This is a genomic window from Hydrogenophaga sp. NH-16 (genome assembly GCF_004006415.1).
GTDB lineage: Bacteria > Pseudomonadota > Gammaproteobacteria > Burkholderiales > Burkholderiaceae_C > Hydrogenophaga > Hydrogenophaga pseudoflava.
In genome coordinates this window covers 3,703,521-3,720,778 of the sequence record NZ_CP029344.1, presented here as the reverse complement: position 1 = coordinate 3,720,778, position 17,258 = coordinate 3,703,521, and the positions used below count along the sequence as shown (strand labels likewise).

Sequence of the window (17,258 nt, the reverse complement as noted above, 5' to 3'; positions counted from 1 at the left end):
CGGTGTTTGGTAATCGTGTTCGTTCTGCCGCCGCGGAAGCTCGGGCCAAGCTCGGGGGATGAAATTCAACCTTGCTTCCCCAACCACTCCCGCCAACTCCCCAGCGCGGTGATGTCGGTCCCTCCCTCGACCCCGATCGCCTCGCACACAAACCCGCTCACCCACGACCCATCGGCCAGCTTCACCTTGCCAATGCCCAGCGGGGCGGGGATGCCGTCGACGAAGCTGCCGAAGTGTTCGGCGGGCAGTTCCCAGACTTCCATGTGAATGGCGGAGCCGCCTTCGTTGACGCGCACCATGCCGGGCCGCTGGACCGGGCCGCCGGCGAGGGCGTAGAACTTGTATTCGGGCGCGGACTGCACCGCGCCGAGCAGGCGCGCGCCGCGTTGGGTGAGCTGCCAGTTGAGCGGCAGGCCGCTGAGGTGCGCGCCGCACACCGCGACCTTGACGGTGCCGGCGGTGTTGGAGCCTTTGGGCAGATCGGTGGTGGTGATGGCGGGGGTGTCGGCCAGCGTCACGGCGGTGGCGCCGAGTGACAGCGCCGCCTGCGCGCGGTGAAAGCGGTCGGCCAGGCGCAGCAGGGGCACGTCCTTGAACGCGGGCGCGGCCAGGGTCACGCCCCAGGGCAGGCCTTGGGCGTCGCAGCTGGCCTGGAAGCCTGCGGGCACCGCGACGGCGGCGTAGTCCAGCAGGTTCATGAAGTTGGTGTAGTAACCCAGGTTGCTGTTGAGGCGGATCGGGTCGGCCTGCATGTCGGCGATGCGGTAGATGGTGCCGGCGGTGGGCGTGAGCAGGCAATCCACGTCTTGCCACACCGCGTCGCACACGCGCTTGAGCGCCTTGAGCTTGTAGCTGGCGGCGAAGGCGTCGGCCGCGGTCTTGGTCTTGCCGCCTTCGATGATGGTGCGCACGGGCGGGAACACGGCCTCGGGCTGCGCGTCGATGAAGTCCTTGATGGCGACGTAGCGCTCGACCACCCACGGGCCTTCGTAGAGCAGGCGCGCGGTGTCGAGGAAGGGGGTGAGGTCGATCTCGACCGCGGTGCCGCCCAGGGCATGCAGGCGTTCGATGCTTTGCGCAAAGAGGGCAATGGCCGCGTCGTTGCCGAAGAAGTTGAGGTCCTGCGGGCGCGGCACGCCGAAGCGGAAGGGGCCGGCCGAGAAGTCGACGCCGAAGGGCTTGGCGGCGCGGCTGAAGGCGTCGGCTTCGTCGGGCACCGCGGCCACGGCCAGCACGGCCTGCGCATCCGCCGCGGTGAGGGCGAAGATGGACACGGTATCTACCGTCCTGCAGGCCGGCACCACGCCGGTGGCCGACAGCAGGCCGATGCTGGGCTTGAGGCCGATGAGGTTGTTGAAGCTGGCGGGCACGCGGCCCGAGCCGGCGGTGTCGGTGCCCAACGAAAACGACACCCAGCCCTTGGCCACGCTCACGGCGGAGCCGCTGCTGGAGCCGCCCGAGACGAAGTCGGGGTTGAAGGCGTTGCGGCAGGCGCCATAGGGCGAGCGGGTGCCGTTGAGCCCGGTGGCGAACTGGTCGAGGTTGGCCTTGCCCAGCGGCACCGCGCCGGCCGCGATGAGCTGCTGCACGAGGAAGGCGCTGTCGCCCGGCGTGTAGGCGTATTCGGGGCAGCCGGCGGTGGTGGGGATGTGCGCGAGGTCGATGTTGTCCTTGATCGCAAACGGCACGCCGTAGAGCGGCAGGCTGGCCGGGTCCACACCGTCGAGGTGGGCCACGTAGGGCTCGATCTCGGCGACGGTCAGGCGGTGGATGAAGGCGTGGTGCGCGTCGGTGGCGCAGCGGCGCATGGCCTCGGCGATGACGGCGCGCACGGGGGTGCCGGCGGCGTAGGCGGCGCGCAGGCTGGCGAGGTCGAAGGACAGGTCTTGCAGGTTCGTTGTCATGGTGGGCTCCGCTGATTCGGTTCTGTTCAGTCTTCGGTGACGAGCACCAGCACGTCCTGGCCGGCGGCCACGGGCGCGCCTTCGCGGCACATGAGGCGGTGCACGGTGGCGTCCTGCGGCGCGAGCACGCTGAATTCCATCTTCATGGACTCGACGACGAGCAGCACGTCGCCGGCAGCCACGCGCTGGCCTTCGCTGACCAGCACCTTCCACACGCTGCCGGGCACGCTGCTGGCCAGCGGGCGGCCGCCGGGCGGCAGGTCAAGCTCGACGCTGGCGTCGGCCGCGGCCACGTCGGCGTCGCCCGCGTAGCTGAGCTGGCCGCTGGCGGCCCAGCGCTCGCGCTCGGCGTCGAAAGCGGCCTGCTGCTGCGCCTTGAAGGCGCCGATGCTCGATGCGTTGTCGGCCAGGAAGCGGCGGTAGTCGCGCAGGCTGAAGCTGGTCTCTTCGATCTGGAGCGCATAGCCGCCGTGCGGGAAGGCGGCGCGGATGCGCAGCAGCTCGTCCTGGTCCACCGGCACGAAGCGGATCTGGTCGAAGAAGCGCAGCAGCCAGGGCTGCTCGAACACCGAGCCGCCACCATCCGATGTTTTGCCGTGGCGCCAGCGGTTCCACATCTGCAGCGTGCGGCCGACGAACTGGTAGCCGCCGGGGCCTTCCATGCCGTAGACGCAGAGGTAGGCGCCGCCGATGCCGACAGCGTTCTCGGGCGTCCAGGTGCGCGCGGGGTTGTACTTGGTGGTCACCAGGCGGTGGCGCGGGTCCACCGGCGTGGCCACGGGCGCGCCCAGGTACACGTCGCCCAGACCCAGCACCAGATAGCTGGCGTCGAAGACGACCTTGAACACGTCGTCGATGCTGTCCAGCCCGTTGATGCGGCGGATGAATTCGATGTTGCTCGGGCACCAGGGCGCGTCGGGCCGCACCGACTGCATGTATTTCTGAATGGCGAGTTTGGTCTGCGGGTCGTCCCAGCTCAGCGGCAGGTGGACGATGCGGCTGGGCACCTCCATGTCATCGACCGCGGGCAGCGCGGCTTCGGCTTCGACCAGCACTTTCAGCAGCGCGGCGCGCGAGACCTTGGCCGGGTCGAAGTGCAGCTGCAGCGAACGGATGCCGGGCGTCATGTCCACGATGCCGGGCAGCGTGCCGGCGTCGATGCGCGCTTGCAGCGCCTGCATGAGCACGTGCACGCGCAGGCGCAGTTCGATGTCGAGCACCAGCGGGCCGAACTCGACCAGCAGGTAATGGTCGCCGGCCTGGCGCACCACCATGGCGGGCACGGCCTCGTCTTCGCGCGCCGGGTCTTCGTAGATCACGGGCGTGGGGTGGGCGGTGGCGTCGTCCTTCGGCGTGGCGGGCAGGGCCTGCGTGAGCGAGGTCAGCGCGGCCTCGACCGTGGCGCAGCGGGCCAGTGCTTCATCGAGCGAGAGGCGGTGGAAGCGCACGGTGTCGCCGGGGCGCAGCTGGCCGAGCTTCCAGAGTTCGGCGTCCACCACCACGGCCGGGCAGACGAAGCCGCCGAGGCTGGGGCCGTCGGGGCCGAGGATGACCGGCATGTCGCCGGTGAAGTCGATGGCGCCGATGGCGTAGGCGTTGTCGTGGATGTTGGACGGGTGCAGGCCGGCCTCGCCGCCGTCGGCACGCGCCCACTGCGGCTTGGGGCCGATCAGGCGCACGCCGGTGCGGCTGGAGTTGTAGTGCACCTCCCAGTCGGTGGCGAAGAAGGTGACCACGTCGCCCTCTGTGAAGAAGTCGGGCGCGCCGTGCGGGCCGTAGAGCACGCCCACGTCCCAGTGGTGGGTGAAGGCCGGCACGGTGTCGCTTGACGCGCTCACGCCAGCGGTACCGGCCCCCGGCGCGGCCAGGTGCAGCACGTCGCCGGTGCGCAGGTGGCGGCCGGCGTGGCCGCCGAACTGGCCGAGCGTGAAGGTGCTGCGGCTGCCCAGGTACAGCGGCACGTCGAAGCCGCCGCCCACGGCCAGGCACAGGCGTGCGCCAGCCTCGGCGCGGCCGATGGCGAGCACGCTGCCGGCGGCCACGCGGTGGCTCTGCCACAGAGGCAGCGGCGCGCCGTCGAGCAGCACCTTCACCGGTGCACCGGTCACGGCGATCACCGCGTCGGCGTTGAAGCGCAGCGTGGGGCCCGAGAGCGTGATCTCCAGCGCGGCCGCGTCGTCGGCGTTGCCCACCAGGCGGTTGGCCATGCGGTGCGCGTAGGCGTCCATGGGGCCGCTGGGCGGCACGCCCACGTCCCAGTGGCCCAGGCGGCCGGGCCAGTCCTGCACGCTGGTCTGCACGCCGGGCTCCACCACTTCCACCGTCGCCGGGCGGAAGTGGAAGCTGTTGAGAAAGCGCGTGACCTGCCGGCCCTCGCGGAACACCGGATCGCGCACCACCTGGCGCAGGTAGCCCAGGTTGGTTTCGATGCCGGCCAGGCGCGTGGCGGCCAGCGCGGCGTCGAGCTTCTGCAGCGCCTGCTCGCGGTCGGGCGCGGTGACGATGAGCTTGGCCAGCATGGGGTCGTACCAGGCGGGCACGTCGGTGCCGCGCTCGACCCAGCCGTCCACGCGGGCATCGCTTGGGAAAACAACTTCGGTCAGCAGACCGGCGCTGGGCTGGAAGTTCTTCGCCGGGTCTTCGGCGTACAGCCGCACCTGGATGGACGCGCCCTGGGGCGTGGGTTTCAACGAGTCCAGCGAGTGGAGGTCGCCCGCCGCGAGCTGCACCATCCACGCCACCAGATCGACCCCGGTGACCTGCTCGGTCACGCCGTGTTCCACCTGCAGGCGGGTGTTGACTTCGAGGAAGTAGAACTGGCCAGTGGCCGCGTCGTAGACGAATTCCACCGTGCCGGCGGAGCGGTAGTTCACCGCTTGCGCCAGCCGCACGGCGGTGGCGTGCAGCTCGTGGCGTTGCGCGTCCGTCAGGCCCGGCGCGGGCGTCTCTTCGATCACCTTCTGGTTGCGGCGCTGCACCGAGCAGTCGCGCTCGCCCAGCGCGAGCACCGTGCCCGCGCCGTCGCCGAACACCTGCACCTCGATGTGGCGCGCCTGCTCGACGTACTTTTCCAGGAAGAGGCCGGCGTCCTTGAAGTTGGCGCTGACCAGGCGCTGCACGGAGGCGAACGCGTCGCTCAGTTCGTCTTCGCTCCACACCAGGCGCATGCCGATGCCGCCGCCGCCGGCCGTGCTCTTGAGCATGACCGGGTAGCCGATGCGCAGCGCTTCGGCGCGCGCCTGCGCCGCGTCCACCAGCAGGCCGGTGCCGGGCAGCAGCGGCACGCCCCGCTGCTCGGCCAGGTCGCGCGCCGTGTGCTTGAGGCCGAAGGCGCGCATCTGCTCGGGCGTGGGGCCGATGAAGGCGATGCCCGCGTCTTCGCAGGCCTGGGCGAAGCCCGGGTTCTCGGACAGGAAGCCGTAGCCGGGGTGGATGGCCTCGGCACCGCACTCGCGGGCGATCTGCAGGATGCGCTCGGCCCTGAGGTAGCTCTCGGCCGCGGGCGCGGGGCCGAGCAGGTAGGCCTCGTCGGCTTCGCGCACGTGGCGCGCCTGCGCGTCGGCCTCGGAATACACGGCCACGCTCTGCACGCCCATGGCTTTGAGCGTGCGGATGATGCGGCAGGCGATGGCACCGCGGTTGGCGATCAGGACCTTGCGGAACATGGGCTCTCCGGTGGCAGGCCGTCCTGCCAAGGGGTGTCGCGCAGCAGGCCGTCCTGCTGGCCGGTGGCAAGGAAGGGGATCAGGCCGGGTCCCAGACGATCAATTGAATGGGCGTCGGGTTGTAGGCGTTGCAGGGGTTGTTGAGCTGCGGGCAGTTGCTGATCAGCACCCACAGGTCCATCTCGGCGCGCATCTCCACGTACTTGCCCGGACCGGACACGCCGTCGTCGAACTTGAGGTCGCCGCCCTCGGTGACGGGCACGTTCATGAAGAAGTTGATGTTGGGCACCAGGTCGCGTTTGGTGAGGCCGATGTCGGCGTGCTGCAGCGCGATCAGGTAGTTGTCGCGGCAGCTGTGCATGAACTTCTTCTGCAGCGCGTAGCGCACGGTGTTGCTCTCGGCCGCGCAGGCGCCGCCGAGCGTGTCGTGGCGGCCGCAGGTGTCGGCCACGATGGTGAGCATCGGCCGCGCCTCGTTGCTTCGGATGACCGAGCCGGTGGTGAGGTAGATGCCGCCCTGGTGCAGCATGGTGTCGGTGGCGCTGTAGTGCTCGGCCAGGTCGTCGCGGTTGTAGAAGATCACGTCGGCGGCCTGGTTGCCTTCGAGGTCGACGATGCGCAGGGTCTGGCCTTTGTTGACCGCGAACAGGATGGGCTCGCCCGCGGGATGGCGCTGGTTCATCACGGCGGCGGCCGGGTCGAGCGCGCTTTCCTGGATGCGGATGTCGGTGGCGGTGGTGGCGTTCATCGTTGGATCTCCCTGGCTCACAGATACAGAACATCCGAGTTGTGCAGCGCCCGCGCGTTCTCGGGGCGGAAGGCGCGGCAGGCGTCGTTGGCCGGCGCGGGGCCGCAGCGCCAGGCCAGCAGGCCCACCTTCTTGGGCGCCCATTCGGTGGCAGGGTCCATCGGGTGCGGCGCACTGGAGACGGCGACGATCACGTCCATGTCGAAGCGCAGCTCGACGAAGTCGCCCGCGCGGCTGTGGTCCTTTGCGAAATGAAAGCGCCCCTGTTCGTCCACGCTGACCTTGGAGAACAGGTTGACCGGCGCCACCAGGTCGCGCTTGGTCAGGCCGTACTTGCCGATCTCGATCAGCAGCCCGTCCTTGCCCGAGCGGTGCATGGCGTTGCGCGCCTGTTCGTAGCGGCGTTCGCCGTACTTGGCGTTCATCAACTCGTTGTCGAGCAGCGCGCCCAGCGGGTCGTGCCAGCCCAGGCTGTCGGCCGTGACGCTGGCCATGCTGCGTCCCATGTCGCTCATCAACACATGGCCCTTGCCGTAATGCGCGGTGTGCTGCGCCTTGAGGCTGTCGGGCATGTTGTAGCGCTCCAGCTTTTCCAGCGCCGAGTACATGACCACGCTCACGTTGGCGCCGGCTTCGAGCGCGAAGAAGCGGATGGCGCTGCCGCGCGGCATGCGCCAGCTCCAGTGGCTGCCGCCGGGCATGACCTCGCTCCACATCGCGTGGCCGGTGTGCACGCCCGCCAGCGCCGCTTGCGGAAAGCGCTGCCACAGCGCGGGCGCGTCGACCGGCATCGCGGCCGGCGGGTTGGACGGGATCACGCTCAGCGGGTCGGTGAGCGTCTCGGGAACGGGGTAGGAGGTGGTGGGGCTCATGGGGTGTCTCCGCAGGTCGTCACACGGTTTCTGCCGTCAGGCCCGAGAGGCGCTGCAGCTGTTCGAGGTCGGTCTTCATGCCCGAGGTCTCGCGGATGCGTTCGAGGATCTCGCGCTTGAGCCGCAGGAACTCGGGCGCGTGCTTGAGGTCCTGGTCGCGCTGGTCGCCGAAGGGCACGTCGTACACGGTGTCGATGCGGCCCGGGCGCGGCGCCATCAGCACCACGCGGCCGCCCAGGTAGATCGCCTCTTCCACGTCGTGCGTGACGAAGACGATGGTGGCGCGCTCCAGCCGGTGCACGTGGCGGATCAGGTCGTGCATCACCTCGCGCGTCTGCGCGTCCAGCGCGCCGAAGGGCTCGTCCATCAGCAGGATGCCCGGGCGGCCCATGAGCGCCCGCGCAATGGCCACGCGCTGCTGCATGCCGCCCGAGAGCTGGTTGGGCCAGGCCTTGGCCGAGGCCTGCAGGCCCATGAGGCGCAGCAGCGCGTCGGCCCGGCCCGAGGCGGCCTCCACGTCGGCCGAGCTGCGGTTCCTGGTGTGCGCGGCCAGCTGGCGGCAGAACTTGATGTTCTCCATCACCGACATCCAGGGGTACAGGCTGTAGTGCTGGAACACCATGGCGCGGTCGATGTCCGGGCCCTTGACCGGCTGGCCGTCCACCAGCATTTCCCCGCTGGTGTGCGTCTCCAGCCCGCCGATGGTGCGCAGCAGCGTGCTCTTGCCGCAGCCCGAGGCACCGACGAAGGTGACGAACTCGTTGGGCGCGATGTCGAGGTTGATGTGTTCCAGCGCGTTCAGCGGCGCGCCGTCGAAGCGCTTGAACAGCTCGCGGATGCGGATCTTGGGGGTGTTCATGCCGTTCAACCTTTCAGGTACAGCCAGGGGAAGGCCTTGCGGTGCGCGAAGCGGAACAGCTGGTCCGTGGCCAGGCCGATGAGGCCGATGACGATGATCCCGGCGAAGATGGTGTCGGTCTGCAGGAAGCGCTGCGCGCGCAGGATGGCGTAGCCCAGGCCCGAGTTGGCGGCCACCAGCTCGGCGACCACCAGGTAGGTCCAGGCCCAGCCCATGGTGATGCGCAGCGTGTCCAGCAGCGCGGGCTTGGCGCTGGGCAGGATGACTTTTTCGATCAGCTCGGCGCGGCTGGCGCCCATGGTCTGCGCCGCCTCGACCTGCGCGGCCGGCACGCGCCGCACGTCCTCGGCCACCATCAGCACCATTTGGAAAAAGGTGCCGATGAAGATGATGGCGATCTTGGAGCCCTCGTCGATGCCCACCCACAGCATCACCAGCGGAATGAAGGCCACCGCCGGCATGTAGCGGATGAAGTCGGTCAGCGGCTCCAGCAGCGCCTGCACCGAACGGAACGAACCGATGAACAGGCCCAGCGGCAGTGCGAACACGGCCGAGAGCACGAAGCCCGCGACCACGCGGTAGGTGCTGATCGCCATGTCGTTGAGCAGGTCGTTCTCGGTCAGCCACACCCAGAACTTGCCCAGCACCGCCGCGGGCGAAGGCATGAAGGTCGGGTCCAGCCCGCCCCAGGCGGCCAGAGCGGCCCAGGCCAGCAGCGGCAGCACGAGGCCGGTGAGCGCGAGCACCCAGTAGGCGCGGCGGTTGATGGGCGCGCGCACCGTCCAGAGCGAGGACAGCGGACGGCGCGCCGGCGGCGGAATCAGCAGCGGGAACGAAGGGGGCGACGAGGACATGCGCGGGCTCCTGTTCGGGGGGACGACGGCCAGAGAGGCTCGCGCAACCGCATCAGCGGCATGCCAGCTTCTCCCGGGCTTTTGTCCCTCCGTGGAGCCACACGATCGTGGCCGACCGCTCTCGGACCAGTCAGTGCCTGTCGGCACCCGGAACCCTAGCGGTCATTCAAGGCTGCGAGTCACTGTTTTGGTGCACTCGCCTCTCTGTGCTTGGGCTTAAGCAGGTTTGGTGCCAGGAGGACTGCTACCCCACCGGGTGATGCCCGCCTCTGTTTGAACAACAGCGTTCCGCCAAATCCTGGTGCTCATATGAGTAAAGTGCGTGCCGCCTTTCAGCACGACGCTGCCCGTTTAAGGTGCACTATTCATTGGTCCCTGGTCAAAAGACCCAGCAGCCATTACAACATGGCTGTATTATTTCGATTCGATGCGCACGCACCCAAAATGGCACATCAGAATGGAAAAATTAAATGTTCTTACATTCAGGCAAAGAAATCGCAGAAAAGATCCAGTTCCTAATTGACGGCGCTGGAAATGCACCAGTCAGGCTGGCAGTCGCATTCTGGGGACGCGGTGCGAACTATGAACTGCGTGGCACCAGTCAAATTATCTGCGATGTGGAGTCGGGCGCCTGTGATCCCACTGTGATCAGAGGCCTTCGCGACCATCATGGTTTTACGGTTCTGAAGCTTTCAAAGCTTCATGCGAAGGTAGTGATCGGCTCAGGTGGTGCGGTCGTTTCATCCGCCAACATGTCAACCAACGGGCTCGGATCGAAAATTGACAGTGCAAGTGGGACATTTGAGGCGGGGATTTATGTACCTGCAGAACATCCTGACTACATCGGAATTGTGAAATGGTTTGAACATGTTTGGGGTATAGCCTCCAAAATTTCAAACCAAGACCTTGAAAAGGCGCAGGAAAAGTGGAACCTTCGCAATCGAGAAGTGTACACAGGTGGTCCATCGGAATTGGCTTGTCTCACTACGACTATTGACCCCTACAGTCTGCTAGATAGGAAAATAGAAGCCGACCACAGGATTCGTTCGGTAAAGCAAGACTTGCTGGCCCGATTTAAAGAAGTCCTTCCGAATGTTGATCAACATCGGCTTGGAAAGATAGCGAGTTGGGCATGCCACCTGATTCTCAACCGCGCAGGTGTGGTTTTGGACTACTCCGCTGGAGTTAAGGAGGCGCCGGGACAGGCGACGGATCAATGGATTGTGAAAAGGTTCGGAAGACAAAAGAAGGTAGAAACAGCAGCGAGCGTTGAAAGGCTATTGGAGTTCATTTCTCGAGATCCTTTTTTCCTCCCGGAAGTGCGGTGCGCTGCCAATCAGGTCCTGTCGGTTCGTCCATGGAAAGAAGGCGACTTTCCCAAAGACAAAAGCTGACGCTCCGAGCCACCAAATCAGTATCACTCACGAAGTCCAGATGATCGACGGCAAAAAAATCATCGATTTCAATTCTTATCCCATGGCTCAGCACGACTAGTACCGATGCGCCCTCGCATCGCATACCCTCGCAGCCTCCAACGCCACTCGCACGCGCCCACCCATGACCCCCTGGCAACTCCAGCAAATGATCAAAGCCTCCGGCTGGCCCCTGGCCGCGGAGCATCTCGCGCCCGGCGCCAACTTCAACGCGCGGCTGGCCGGTGGGCTGGTGCCGCTGCACTGGGCCTGTGCGGGCGGCAAGGCGGGGGTGGTCAAGTTCATGATCGAGCACGGCGCCGACGTGCTGGACGCAGCGGCCGACGGGCAGACGCCGCTGACGATGGCCGTGGGCTCGGGCAGCTTTCAGGTGCTGATGCTGGTGATCGACCGGCTCAAGGCGCTGGGCGCGCCGCCGCCGGACGAGGCGCTGCGCCGGCAGATGGCCGAGACCTTGGGCCAGAGCCACACCGACGCGAAGAACCGGCTGCTGCAGACGCTGCGCGACTGGGACCGCATCGCGAAGAAGCAGCGCCCGCCGGCGGGCTGAATCAGGCTTCAGCGTCGCCCTGACCCAGCCGGCGCTGGACGGCCGTTTCCTCTTCCACCGCGCGCTCAAAGCGCTCCAGCCCGATCTGGTTGAGCACGCGCTTGAATTCGCGGGCCACCTCGGGCTTGAGGTCCGCAATCTGCCGGGCCGCGGCCAGCGACACCGCATCGAGTTCGTCCGCCGGCACGCAGCGGTAGACCAGGCCCCAGGCCAGCGCCTGCGCCGCGTCGAACGGTTCGCCCAGCAGCGTCAGCGCCTTGGCGCGCATGGGGCCGATGGCGGCGGGCAGGGTGGCCACCAGGCCACCGGTGACGAAGACGCCGAGCGAGGCTTCGGGCAGCTTGAACTTCGCGCTGTCGGCGGCGAAGACGATGTCGGCGTTCATCGTCCATTCGAAGCCCGCGCCGACCGTCCAGCCGTGCACGGCGGCAATCACCGGGCAGCGGTGCGCGACGATGGCGCGCGAGACGGCCTGCACGAGTTCCAGGTCTTTGTCGGTGGGCGCAGCGCTGACGTCGCGGCCGGCACAGAAGGCGCGGCCGTTGCCGCGCAGGCGGATGGCGCGCACCGCGGGGTCGTTGGCGGCGGTGTTGAGCGCGTCGAGCAGGGCCTCGGCCAGCGGGTTGTCGATGGCGTTGAGCTTGTCGGGGCGGTTGAGCGTCAGGGTGAGGACGCCGGCCTCGGATGTGCAAATGAGTGTGGATGTGGAAGGCATGGCACAGGCTAGCAGGGTTGCGGCGTGTAGGACCCGTCCTACCGCCAGACTGCGCCTTCACCGATGCCGGGGTGGCGGTGGGGCCAACAGAATGAATCACAACCGAAAGGAGTGCCTCATGACACAACAGACTGGATACATCGTGGGCAAGGTGGAGTTCCGCCCGGGCGACGGCGCCCTGATGCGCATCCCGAAGGGTCCGGTGGAGATCGAAACCACCAGGCTCGAAGCCACCCTGAGCTGGGTGGAAGGCGAAACACACGGGGCTGCGGCCATGCCGCTGACCGACTTCAAACGCTACGTGACCAAGGGCGCGATTGCGCTGCCCTGAACGCGGTGCGAGCGTGAACAGTGGTGTGCGATTGACACCGTTTGTCACGCCCTGGCGGGCAGGTGGCGCCAGACTGCGCGCCCTGAAAGGAACAGAACAATGGACAAGTCGTTGATGAAGGGCATGGCCTTGGGTGGCATCGCCACCGTGGTGCTGGGGGCCGGTGCGGTCACCGGGTACCAGAAGCTGGCGCAACCCGAGGTGGCCGAGGTGGTGGCCGTGAAGCAGGTGCTGCAGACCGTGTCGACGCCGCAGGTGCGCTGCGAGAACGTGGCGGTGCGCCGGCAGGCGCCGGTGAAGGACGAACACCGCATCGCCGGCACGGTGATCGGCGGTGTGGCGGGCGGCCTGCTGGGCAACCAGATCGGTGGCGGCAACGGCAAGAAGGTGGCCACGGTGGCGGGCGCGGTGGCCGGGGGCTACGCCGGTAACCAGGTGCAAAAGAATCTGCAGGAACGCGACGTGGTGACCACCACCGAGCAGCGCTGCAAGACGGTGCAGCAGAAGTCGCAGCGCCTGGTGGGCTACGACGTGACCTACCGGCTGGGCGGCCAGGAGGGCAAGACGCGCACATCCTTTGAACCCGGCGCCACGCTGCCGGTGAAGGATGGGCAGGTGGTCACCACGCCACCGCCGACGGAGGCGCGGTCCTGAAGCCGGCGCGCCGCTGGCGCCGCGCTCACGCCGTCAGCGTGAGCAGGATGTCGGCGTACCAGGCGCAGTTCAGTCCCAGGGATTCGTCCTGCACACGGTCGCGGTTGCCCATGTCCATGCGCGCCGAGTGCACGCCCAGCAGCTGCCAGGGCAGTGGTGCGCCGTCGCGTGTCATGCCGTGGTGGCGCGTCACCACCGGCGCCCCGCTGGTGCCGCGGTGGGTGCGCGCGTCGGTGAGAAAGAAGCCCCGGCCCTGGAAGCGCACACCAAACGGTGAGGCGATCGCGGCGTGGCGCAGCACCGGCAGCTGGTACACGGTGTCGCGAAAGCCCAGCGGGAAGCCGGCGATGCACAGGGCCGCATCGATGGGCACGCTGTCGAAGTCGCCGGGCAGGTGCTCCGGCGTGAAGGCGAAGACGATGGCCCCTTCGGGCAAGGCCTCCCGGTCAATCTCCAGCACGCCCACGTCGATCTCGCCACCGCCGTCGGTGCCCTGGCGCCAGACGGCCGTCCCGTTCGCATACAGCAGCATGGAGAACTCGGTGCAGCGCGAGAGGTTCTGGGCGTCCAGGTGCAGCGTGATCGCCAACCGGCTGGGGTGGTGGTGGCTGGGTTCGTCGATCAGCACATGGCGGCTGGTCACAAGGAACAGGCGGTCGTCGCGCTGGAAGAAGAAGCCGGAGGCGTTGGTCAGGGCAAGGTCATCGTCGTAGGTGGTGATGCCCGGCGTGGCCAGGAACAGCGGGTCCACGGCGGGCGTGGGTGCGGTCGACCGGTCGGCAGGAGCTGCGTTCATGCCCGCAGTGTCGGCGCTTTCGGGTGTCTGTGCCATGTGGGTGCTGCTATGACCCGGGCGGGCGGTCCAGCCAGGCCCGCACCAGCTCGTGCAGCCGTTCGCGGCCGAAGCTCGGGTCGTGGCCGGCGTGCACCACGTTCACCGGCAGGCCGAGCAGGCGCTCCATGGTGCGCGCGTAGGCGGCGCGGTCGGAGTGCGGCAGGGCGTCGAGCAGCGGGCCGTCGTAGACCGCATCGCCGGAAAACAGCGTGCCAGTGGCCGCTTCCCACAGGCCGATGCTGCCGGGCGAGTGGCCGGGCAGGTGCAGCACCTCGAAGTGGCGGTTGCCCAGGTCGATCACGTCGCCGTCTTCGAGTTCGCGCGTGACGGTGGCCTGCCGGATCTCCCAGGCCGAAAGGTCGTAGTCCGGCCGCGGCAGCGCGGTGAGGGCGGCGCCGCCGGTTTCGTAACCGGGCGCCGCGAAGTCCAGGTGATTGAGGTCGATGTCGCCCAGTGTGTAGGCCGGGTCGGCGCCGCGCAGGCCGGGCGCTTCGAGCCGGTGGCACCAGCACTCGGCGAACTCGTGGTGGCCGCCCACGTGGTCCAGATGCACGTGCGTGGCGAGCGCGGCGACGCGCTGGCCGAACAGGTGGCGCGAGGCCTGGTAGAGGCTGCTCACGCCCAGGCCGGTGTCGACCACCAGGTCGATGTCGCGGCCGCGGATGTGCCAGATGTTGCAGCGGAGCAGCGGGACGACGTGCGGCTCGGTGATGAGCGTGAGGCCATCGCCGAGGGAACGGAATTCGAACCAGTCGCCGTCGAGGGTGGGGAGCATGGTGGGCCTGTGGTGGTGGCGGCCAGTCTAGGCCGGTGCCTCGCTGAACACCAGCTCGAAGTCGAGCAACGCATCGGCTGCATCGGGGTGGCGCTGCACCAGTTCGGCCAGGGTCTCGTCGGGCCGCAGGTCGGTGGGCCAGGCGGCGCAGCGCGGGCGCACGGTGAGGGCGTAACGCCCGGCCACGAAGCGCATCGCGCCGGTGGGCAGGCCCTGGGCGTCCAGCTCGGCCAACGCGGCATGGGGGCCGGTGGAGCCGGGCAGGCGCTCCCACACCTCCAGGTAGCGGCCATGCACGCCGGTCTCGATCACGCGCTCGGGCGTCTCGAACACCATGGTGCCGGCGTCGGGTGTGCTGCGCGGGGGCTGCACGTCCCAGCGGCGATGCCAGGTGCAGATGTCGGTCTGGCCGCCCACACCGGGCGTGATGCGCGTGATACCGCAGAAGCCCTGCAGCTGCGCGCGGCCCTGGGGCGTGGCGGGGTCCACGCCCGCGGGCACGCGCAGGTCGGCGTGCCAGCCCTCGGTCTGCAGCCAGTGCACCTGCGTGGTGGTGTCGCGGCCCTCCGGCGTTTCCAGCAGGGTGCGTTGCCAGACGCCGCGGTAGGCGGCGGGCACGGGTTCGTCGGGCGCGGGCAGGTCGATCCACGAAGTCATGCCGCCTCCCGGTTCGCGCGCGGCAGCGCGTTGAGCGCGGCCACGGCCTCGGCCGTGCTGCACACGCCGCCGAAGATGCCGCCTTCGACACCGATCATGGCCAGGGCCGGGGCCTGCAGCTCGGGCTGGCTGGCGGCGGTGGCGTCGCCCACGGTGGTGCAGACGAAGCCGCGGTCGATGGCTTCGCGCAGCGTGGAGTGCACGCACACCTCGGTGGTGACGCCGCACAGCAGCAGGCGGCGGACGCCGAAGGCGCCGAGCAGCGCGCCCAGCGTGGTCTTGTGGAAGGCGCCGTAGCCGGGCTTGTCGATCACGTGTTCGCAGGCCAGCGGGCGCAGCTCGGGCACGAAGTCGTGGCCCTGTTCGCCGCGCACCAGCAACCGGCCCAGGGGCCCGGGGCCGCCGATGCGCGCCCCGGCCGCCACACTGCGCGCGAGCTTGGCCGGCGGGCAGTCCGAGAGGTCGGGCAGGTGGCCTTCGCGCGTGTGGAAGATGTGCAGACCGGCGCCGCGCGCGGCCACCAGCAGCGCCTTCACCTGGCCCACCACGGCCTGCATGCGAGAGATGTCCAGACCGGCCTGTTGCGCGTAACCGCCGGGGCTGCAGAAGTCGCGCTGCATGTCGATGACGATCAGCGCGGTGGCCTGGGGGTCGAGGTCTTGCAGGTTGGTCATGGTCGGGTGAATCCGGTGGTGATGGCCTCGGCCATGCGGCGCGCGACCTCGTCGGCCAGCAGCTTGCCCTTGGCGGCGTCGGAACCTTTGGCCGACGACAGCACGCCCGAGGGCGGCACCCAGTCGGTGCGACTGGGATACATGTCGTAGGGCGGGAAGTCGGCCGGCCCGTCGTCGGGCAGCAGGTCCATGCGCACCAGGCTGGGGTGGTGGTGCAGCATCATGGACGTCTCCAGCACGGCCGCGTGTTCGAGCGCGAAGCCGGGGAAGCCGTCGGGGAACACGTCGCCCAGGGTCTCGGGCGTCATGAAGTCCCAGTACTCCAGCCGCATCACCTGCAGCGCACAGGCCGGGTCGGCCGCTTTGGCGTCGCGCAGGCCAAGGTCGATGCCTTCGATCAGGAACCACTGGTTTTCGTAGTGGCCGTTGACGACGACGAGCTTGTCGACGCCGTGGCGCGCGAACTCGCGCACCGCGTCGCGGATCTGGCCGATGAGGGTGGCTGCGTCGACGCTGGTGGTGCCGCAGAAGTGCTGGCCGCCGCCGCACTTGGGCTGCGACTTGTAGCCATAGCTCAGCGTGGGCGCGACCAGACCGCCCACGCGCGCGGCCGTGTCGGCCGCGACGGCGCTGGCCAGCAGGCCGTCGGTGCCCAGCGGCAGGTGCGGGCCGTGCTGCTCCAGCGCGCCCACCGGCAGCAGCACGGGCGGGTGCCCGGCGCGGATGCGCTGCTGGTAGTCGACCCAGGAGAGCTGGTTCATCCAGACGGTGGTGGTGTTCATGGCGTGCGGGGGCCGGTGGCGGCGATGGGGTGGGAGGGTGTCTCGGTCATGGTCGGTTCGGCGGGCGGGAACAGGGCCTCGGCCAGCGCCGCGAAGGTGATCAGCGCGCCGCCGGCCCAGCCCATGGGGCTCAGGCTTTCGCCACCGAATGCAATGGCCGTGCCCACCGAGACCAGCAGCTCGGCCAGCAGGATCACGCCGGCGCGGCTGCTCTCCAGGTGGCTCACGCCGTACTGCCAGGTCACGGTGGCCAGCAGCATCCAGCCGAAGCCGTAGGCCAGCAGCGCCAGCCACAGCCACGCACCGATGGCGGGCAGCTCGCGCCCGGTGAGCGCAGTGGCGATGGCGGACAGCAGGCCGCAGCCGACGAAGACGGCGAAGGTCTTGGTGCGCAGCGGCACGCGGTGCGCGGCGCGCGCAATCACGTTGTTGGCCGCGAAGGCAAAGCCGGCCGAGAGCGAGAGCGCGTCGACCCAGGTGAAGGCCAGCGCCTCGGCGCCGATGCCCGGCCCGCCGAGCACCAGCCACAGGCCGACGATGGCGCCCGCCACCGCGGCCCAGCGCGCGGGCGGGATGCGCTCCTTGAGAAACAGCCAGCCGCCCAGCACCGACCACACCGGCGAGAGGTAGAACAGGAACATCACCCGCGCCACGTCGCCCAGCATCACCGCGTTCACGAACGAGGTGTTGGCCCATCCTCCTACCAGCGTGAGCGCCAGCACCAGACCCCACTGCGCGCGCCAGGCGGCGCGGTCGCGCCAGAGCACGACCAGCGCCAGCAGCCCCACCGAACCGTAGGTGAGCAGCGAGACCAGCGGGCCGGGCAGGCCCTGCGCGATGAAGCCTTTGAGCGGCATCCAGGTCAGGCCCCAGAGCGTGGCCGAGAACAGCAGCACGGCGGTGGCAACGCGGTCGGTGGGGTGGGCGGGCAGCAGGGTCATGGGGGAGGG

General features: G+C 68.7%; 17 protein-coding genes and 1 riboswitch. Of the genes, 4 read left to right on the top strand and 13 right to left on the bottom strand.

From position 1 onward, the window contains the following. Window positions 1–65: 65 nt before the first annotated feature. The 6 genes from atzF to DD542_RS17940 all read right to left on the bottom strand — a co-directional run bounded on the left by atzF (window position 66) and on the right by DD542_RS17940 (window position 8,902). The gene (gene atzF, locus DD542_RS17965) at window positions 66–1,904 is read right to left on the bottom strand and encodes an allophanate hydrolase (protein ID WP_127806574.1); all 1,839 of its coding nucleotides are present in this window, start codon (window positions 1,902–1,904) and stop codon (window positions 66–68) included. Window positions 1,905–1,930: 26 nt separating this feature from the next. After that, the gene (gene uca / locus DD542_RS17960) at window positions 1,931–5,569 is read right to left on the bottom strand and encodes an urea carboxylase (protein WP_127806573.1); all 3,639 of its coding nucleotides are present in this window, start codon (window positions 5,567–5,569) and stop codon (window positions 1,931–1,933) included. A 79-nt stretch (window positions 5,570–5,648) separates the two neighbouring features. Beyond that, a complete protein-coding gene (locus DD542_RS17955) occupies window positions 5,649–6,251 on the bottom strand; it encodes an urea amidolyase associated protein UAAP2 (protein ID WP_241559809.1) in 603 nt (200 codons plus the stop codon). An 83-nt stretch (window positions 6,252–6,334) separates the two neighbouring features. Next, window positions 6,335–7,189, bottom strand: a complete 855-nt coding sequence (locus DD542_RS17950; protein WP_241559588.1) for an urea amidolyase associated protein UAAP1 — start codon at window positions 7,187–7,189, stop codon at window positions 6,335–6,337. Window positions 7,190–7,208: 19 nt separating this feature from the next. Further along, window positions 7,209–8,048: an ABC transporter ATP-binding protein gene (locus DD542_RS17945; RefSeq protein ID WP_127806571.1), complete on the bottom strand. Its 840-nt coding sequence runs from the start codon at window positions 8,046–8,048 to the stop codon at window positions 7,209–7,211. A gap of 5 nt (window positions 8,049–8,053) precedes the next feature. Beyond that, window positions 8,054–8,902, bottom strand: a complete 849-nt coding sequence (locus DD542_RS17940) for an ABC transporter permease (RefSeq protein ID WP_127806570.1) — start codon at window positions 8,900–8,902, stop codon at window positions 8,054–8,056. Window positions 8,903–8,970: 68 nt separating this feature from the next. Further along, a riboswitch (guanidine-I (ykkC/yxkD leader) is annotated at window positions 8,971–9,072 on the bottom strand. Window positions 9,073–9,372: 300 nt separating this feature from the next. On the opposite strand from DD542_RS17940, the gene DD542_RS17935 reads away from it, so the two are divergent. Next, the gene (locus DD542_RS17935; RefSeq protein ID WP_127806569.1) at window positions 9,373–10,296 is read left to right on the top strand and encodes a hypothetical protein; all 924 of its coding nucleotides are present in this window, start codon (window positions 9,373–9,375) and stop codon (window positions 10,294–10,296) included. A gap of 187 nt (window positions 10,297–10,483) precedes the next feature. Further along, a complete protein-coding gene (locus DD542_RS17930; RefSeq protein ID WP_164868427.1) occupies window positions 10,484–10,885 on the top strand; it encodes an ankyrin repeat domain-containing protein in 402 nt (133 codons plus the stop codon). A 1-nt stretch (window position 10,886) separates the two neighbouring features. On the opposite strand, the gene DD542_RS17925 is transcribed toward DD542_RS17930, so the two are convergent. Continuing rightward, the gene (locus DD542_RS17925) at window positions 10,887–11,600 is read right to left on the bottom strand and encodes an enoyl-CoA hydratase-related protein (protein ID WP_127806567.1); all 714 of its coding nucleotides are present in this window, start codon (window positions 11,598–11,600) and stop codon (window positions 10,887–10,889) included. Between the two features lie 118 nt (window positions 11,601–11,718). On the opposite strand from DD542_RS17925, the gene DD542_RS17920 reads away from it, so the two are divergent. Both DD542_RS17920 and DD542_RS17915 read left to right on the top strand, forming a co-directional pair. Continuing rightward, on the top strand, window positions 11,719–11,931 hold the full coding sequence (locus tag DD542_RS17920) for a hypothetical protein (protein ID WP_127806566.1): 213 nt from the start codon (window positions 11,719–11,721) through the stop codon (window positions 11,929–11,931). A gap of 99 nt (window positions 11,932–12,030) precedes the next feature. Continuing rightward, window positions 12,031–12,585 (top strand): glycine zipper 2TM domain-containing protein, encoded by a 555-nt coding sequence (locus tag DD542_RS17915; protein WP_127806565.1) that lies wholly within the window; start codon window positions 12,031–12,033, stop codon window positions 12,583–12,585. Between the two features lie 25 nt (window positions 12,586–12,610). On the opposite strand, the gene DD542_RS17910 is transcribed toward DD542_RS17915, so the two are convergent. The 6 genes from DD542_RS17910 to DD542_RS17885 are packed head-to-tail and all read right to left on the bottom strand — an operon-like array spanning window position 12,611 to window position 17,249. After that, the gene (locus DD542_RS17910; protein ID WP_127806564.1) at window positions 12,611–13,381 is read right to left on the bottom strand and encodes a trypsin-like peptidase domain-containing protein; all 771 of its coding nucleotides are present in this window, start codon (window positions 13,379–13,381) and stop codon (window positions 12,611–12,613) included. 46 nt (window positions 13,382–13,427) lie between these two features. Next, on the bottom strand, window positions 13,428–14,195 hold the full coding sequence (locus DD542_RS17905; RefSeq protein ID WP_127806563.1) for an MBL fold metallo-hydrolase: 768 nt from the start codon (window positions 14,193–14,195) through the stop codon (window positions 13,428–13,430). A gap of 27 nt (window positions 14,196–14,222) precedes the next feature. Further along, the gene (locus DD542_RS17900; protein ID WP_127806562.1) at window positions 14,223–14,852 is read right to left on the bottom strand and encodes a hypothetical protein; all 630 of its coding nucleotides are present in this window, start codon (window positions 14,850–14,852) and stop codon (window positions 14,223–14,225) included. Then, the gene (locus DD542_RS17895; RefSeq protein ID WP_127806561.1) at window positions 14,849–15,526 is read right to left on the bottom strand and encodes an isochorismatase family cysteine hydrolase; all 678 of its coding nucleotides are present in this window, start codon (window positions 15,524–15,526) and stop codon (window positions 14,849–14,851) included. Before DD542_RS17895 ends, DD542_RS17900 begins: the two co-directional genes overlap by 4 nt. Beyond that, window positions 15,523–16,308: a creatininase gene (locus DD542_RS17890; protein WP_066151999.1), complete on the bottom strand. Its 786-nt coding sequence runs from the start codon at window positions 16,306–16,308 to the stop codon at window positions 15,523–15,525. The genes DD542_RS17895 and DD542_RS17890 overlap by 4 nt, the downstream gene beginning before the upstream one ends. After that, the gene (locus DD542_RS17885) at window positions 16,305–17,249 is read right to left on the bottom strand and encodes a DMT family transporter (protein WP_164868426.1); all 945 of its coding nucleotides are present in this window, start codon (window positions 17,247–17,249) and stop codon (window positions 16,305–16,307) included. The genes DD542_RS17890 and DD542_RS17885 overlap by 4 nt, the downstream gene beginning before the upstream one ends. Window positions 17,250–17,258 lie beyond the last annotated feature (9 nt).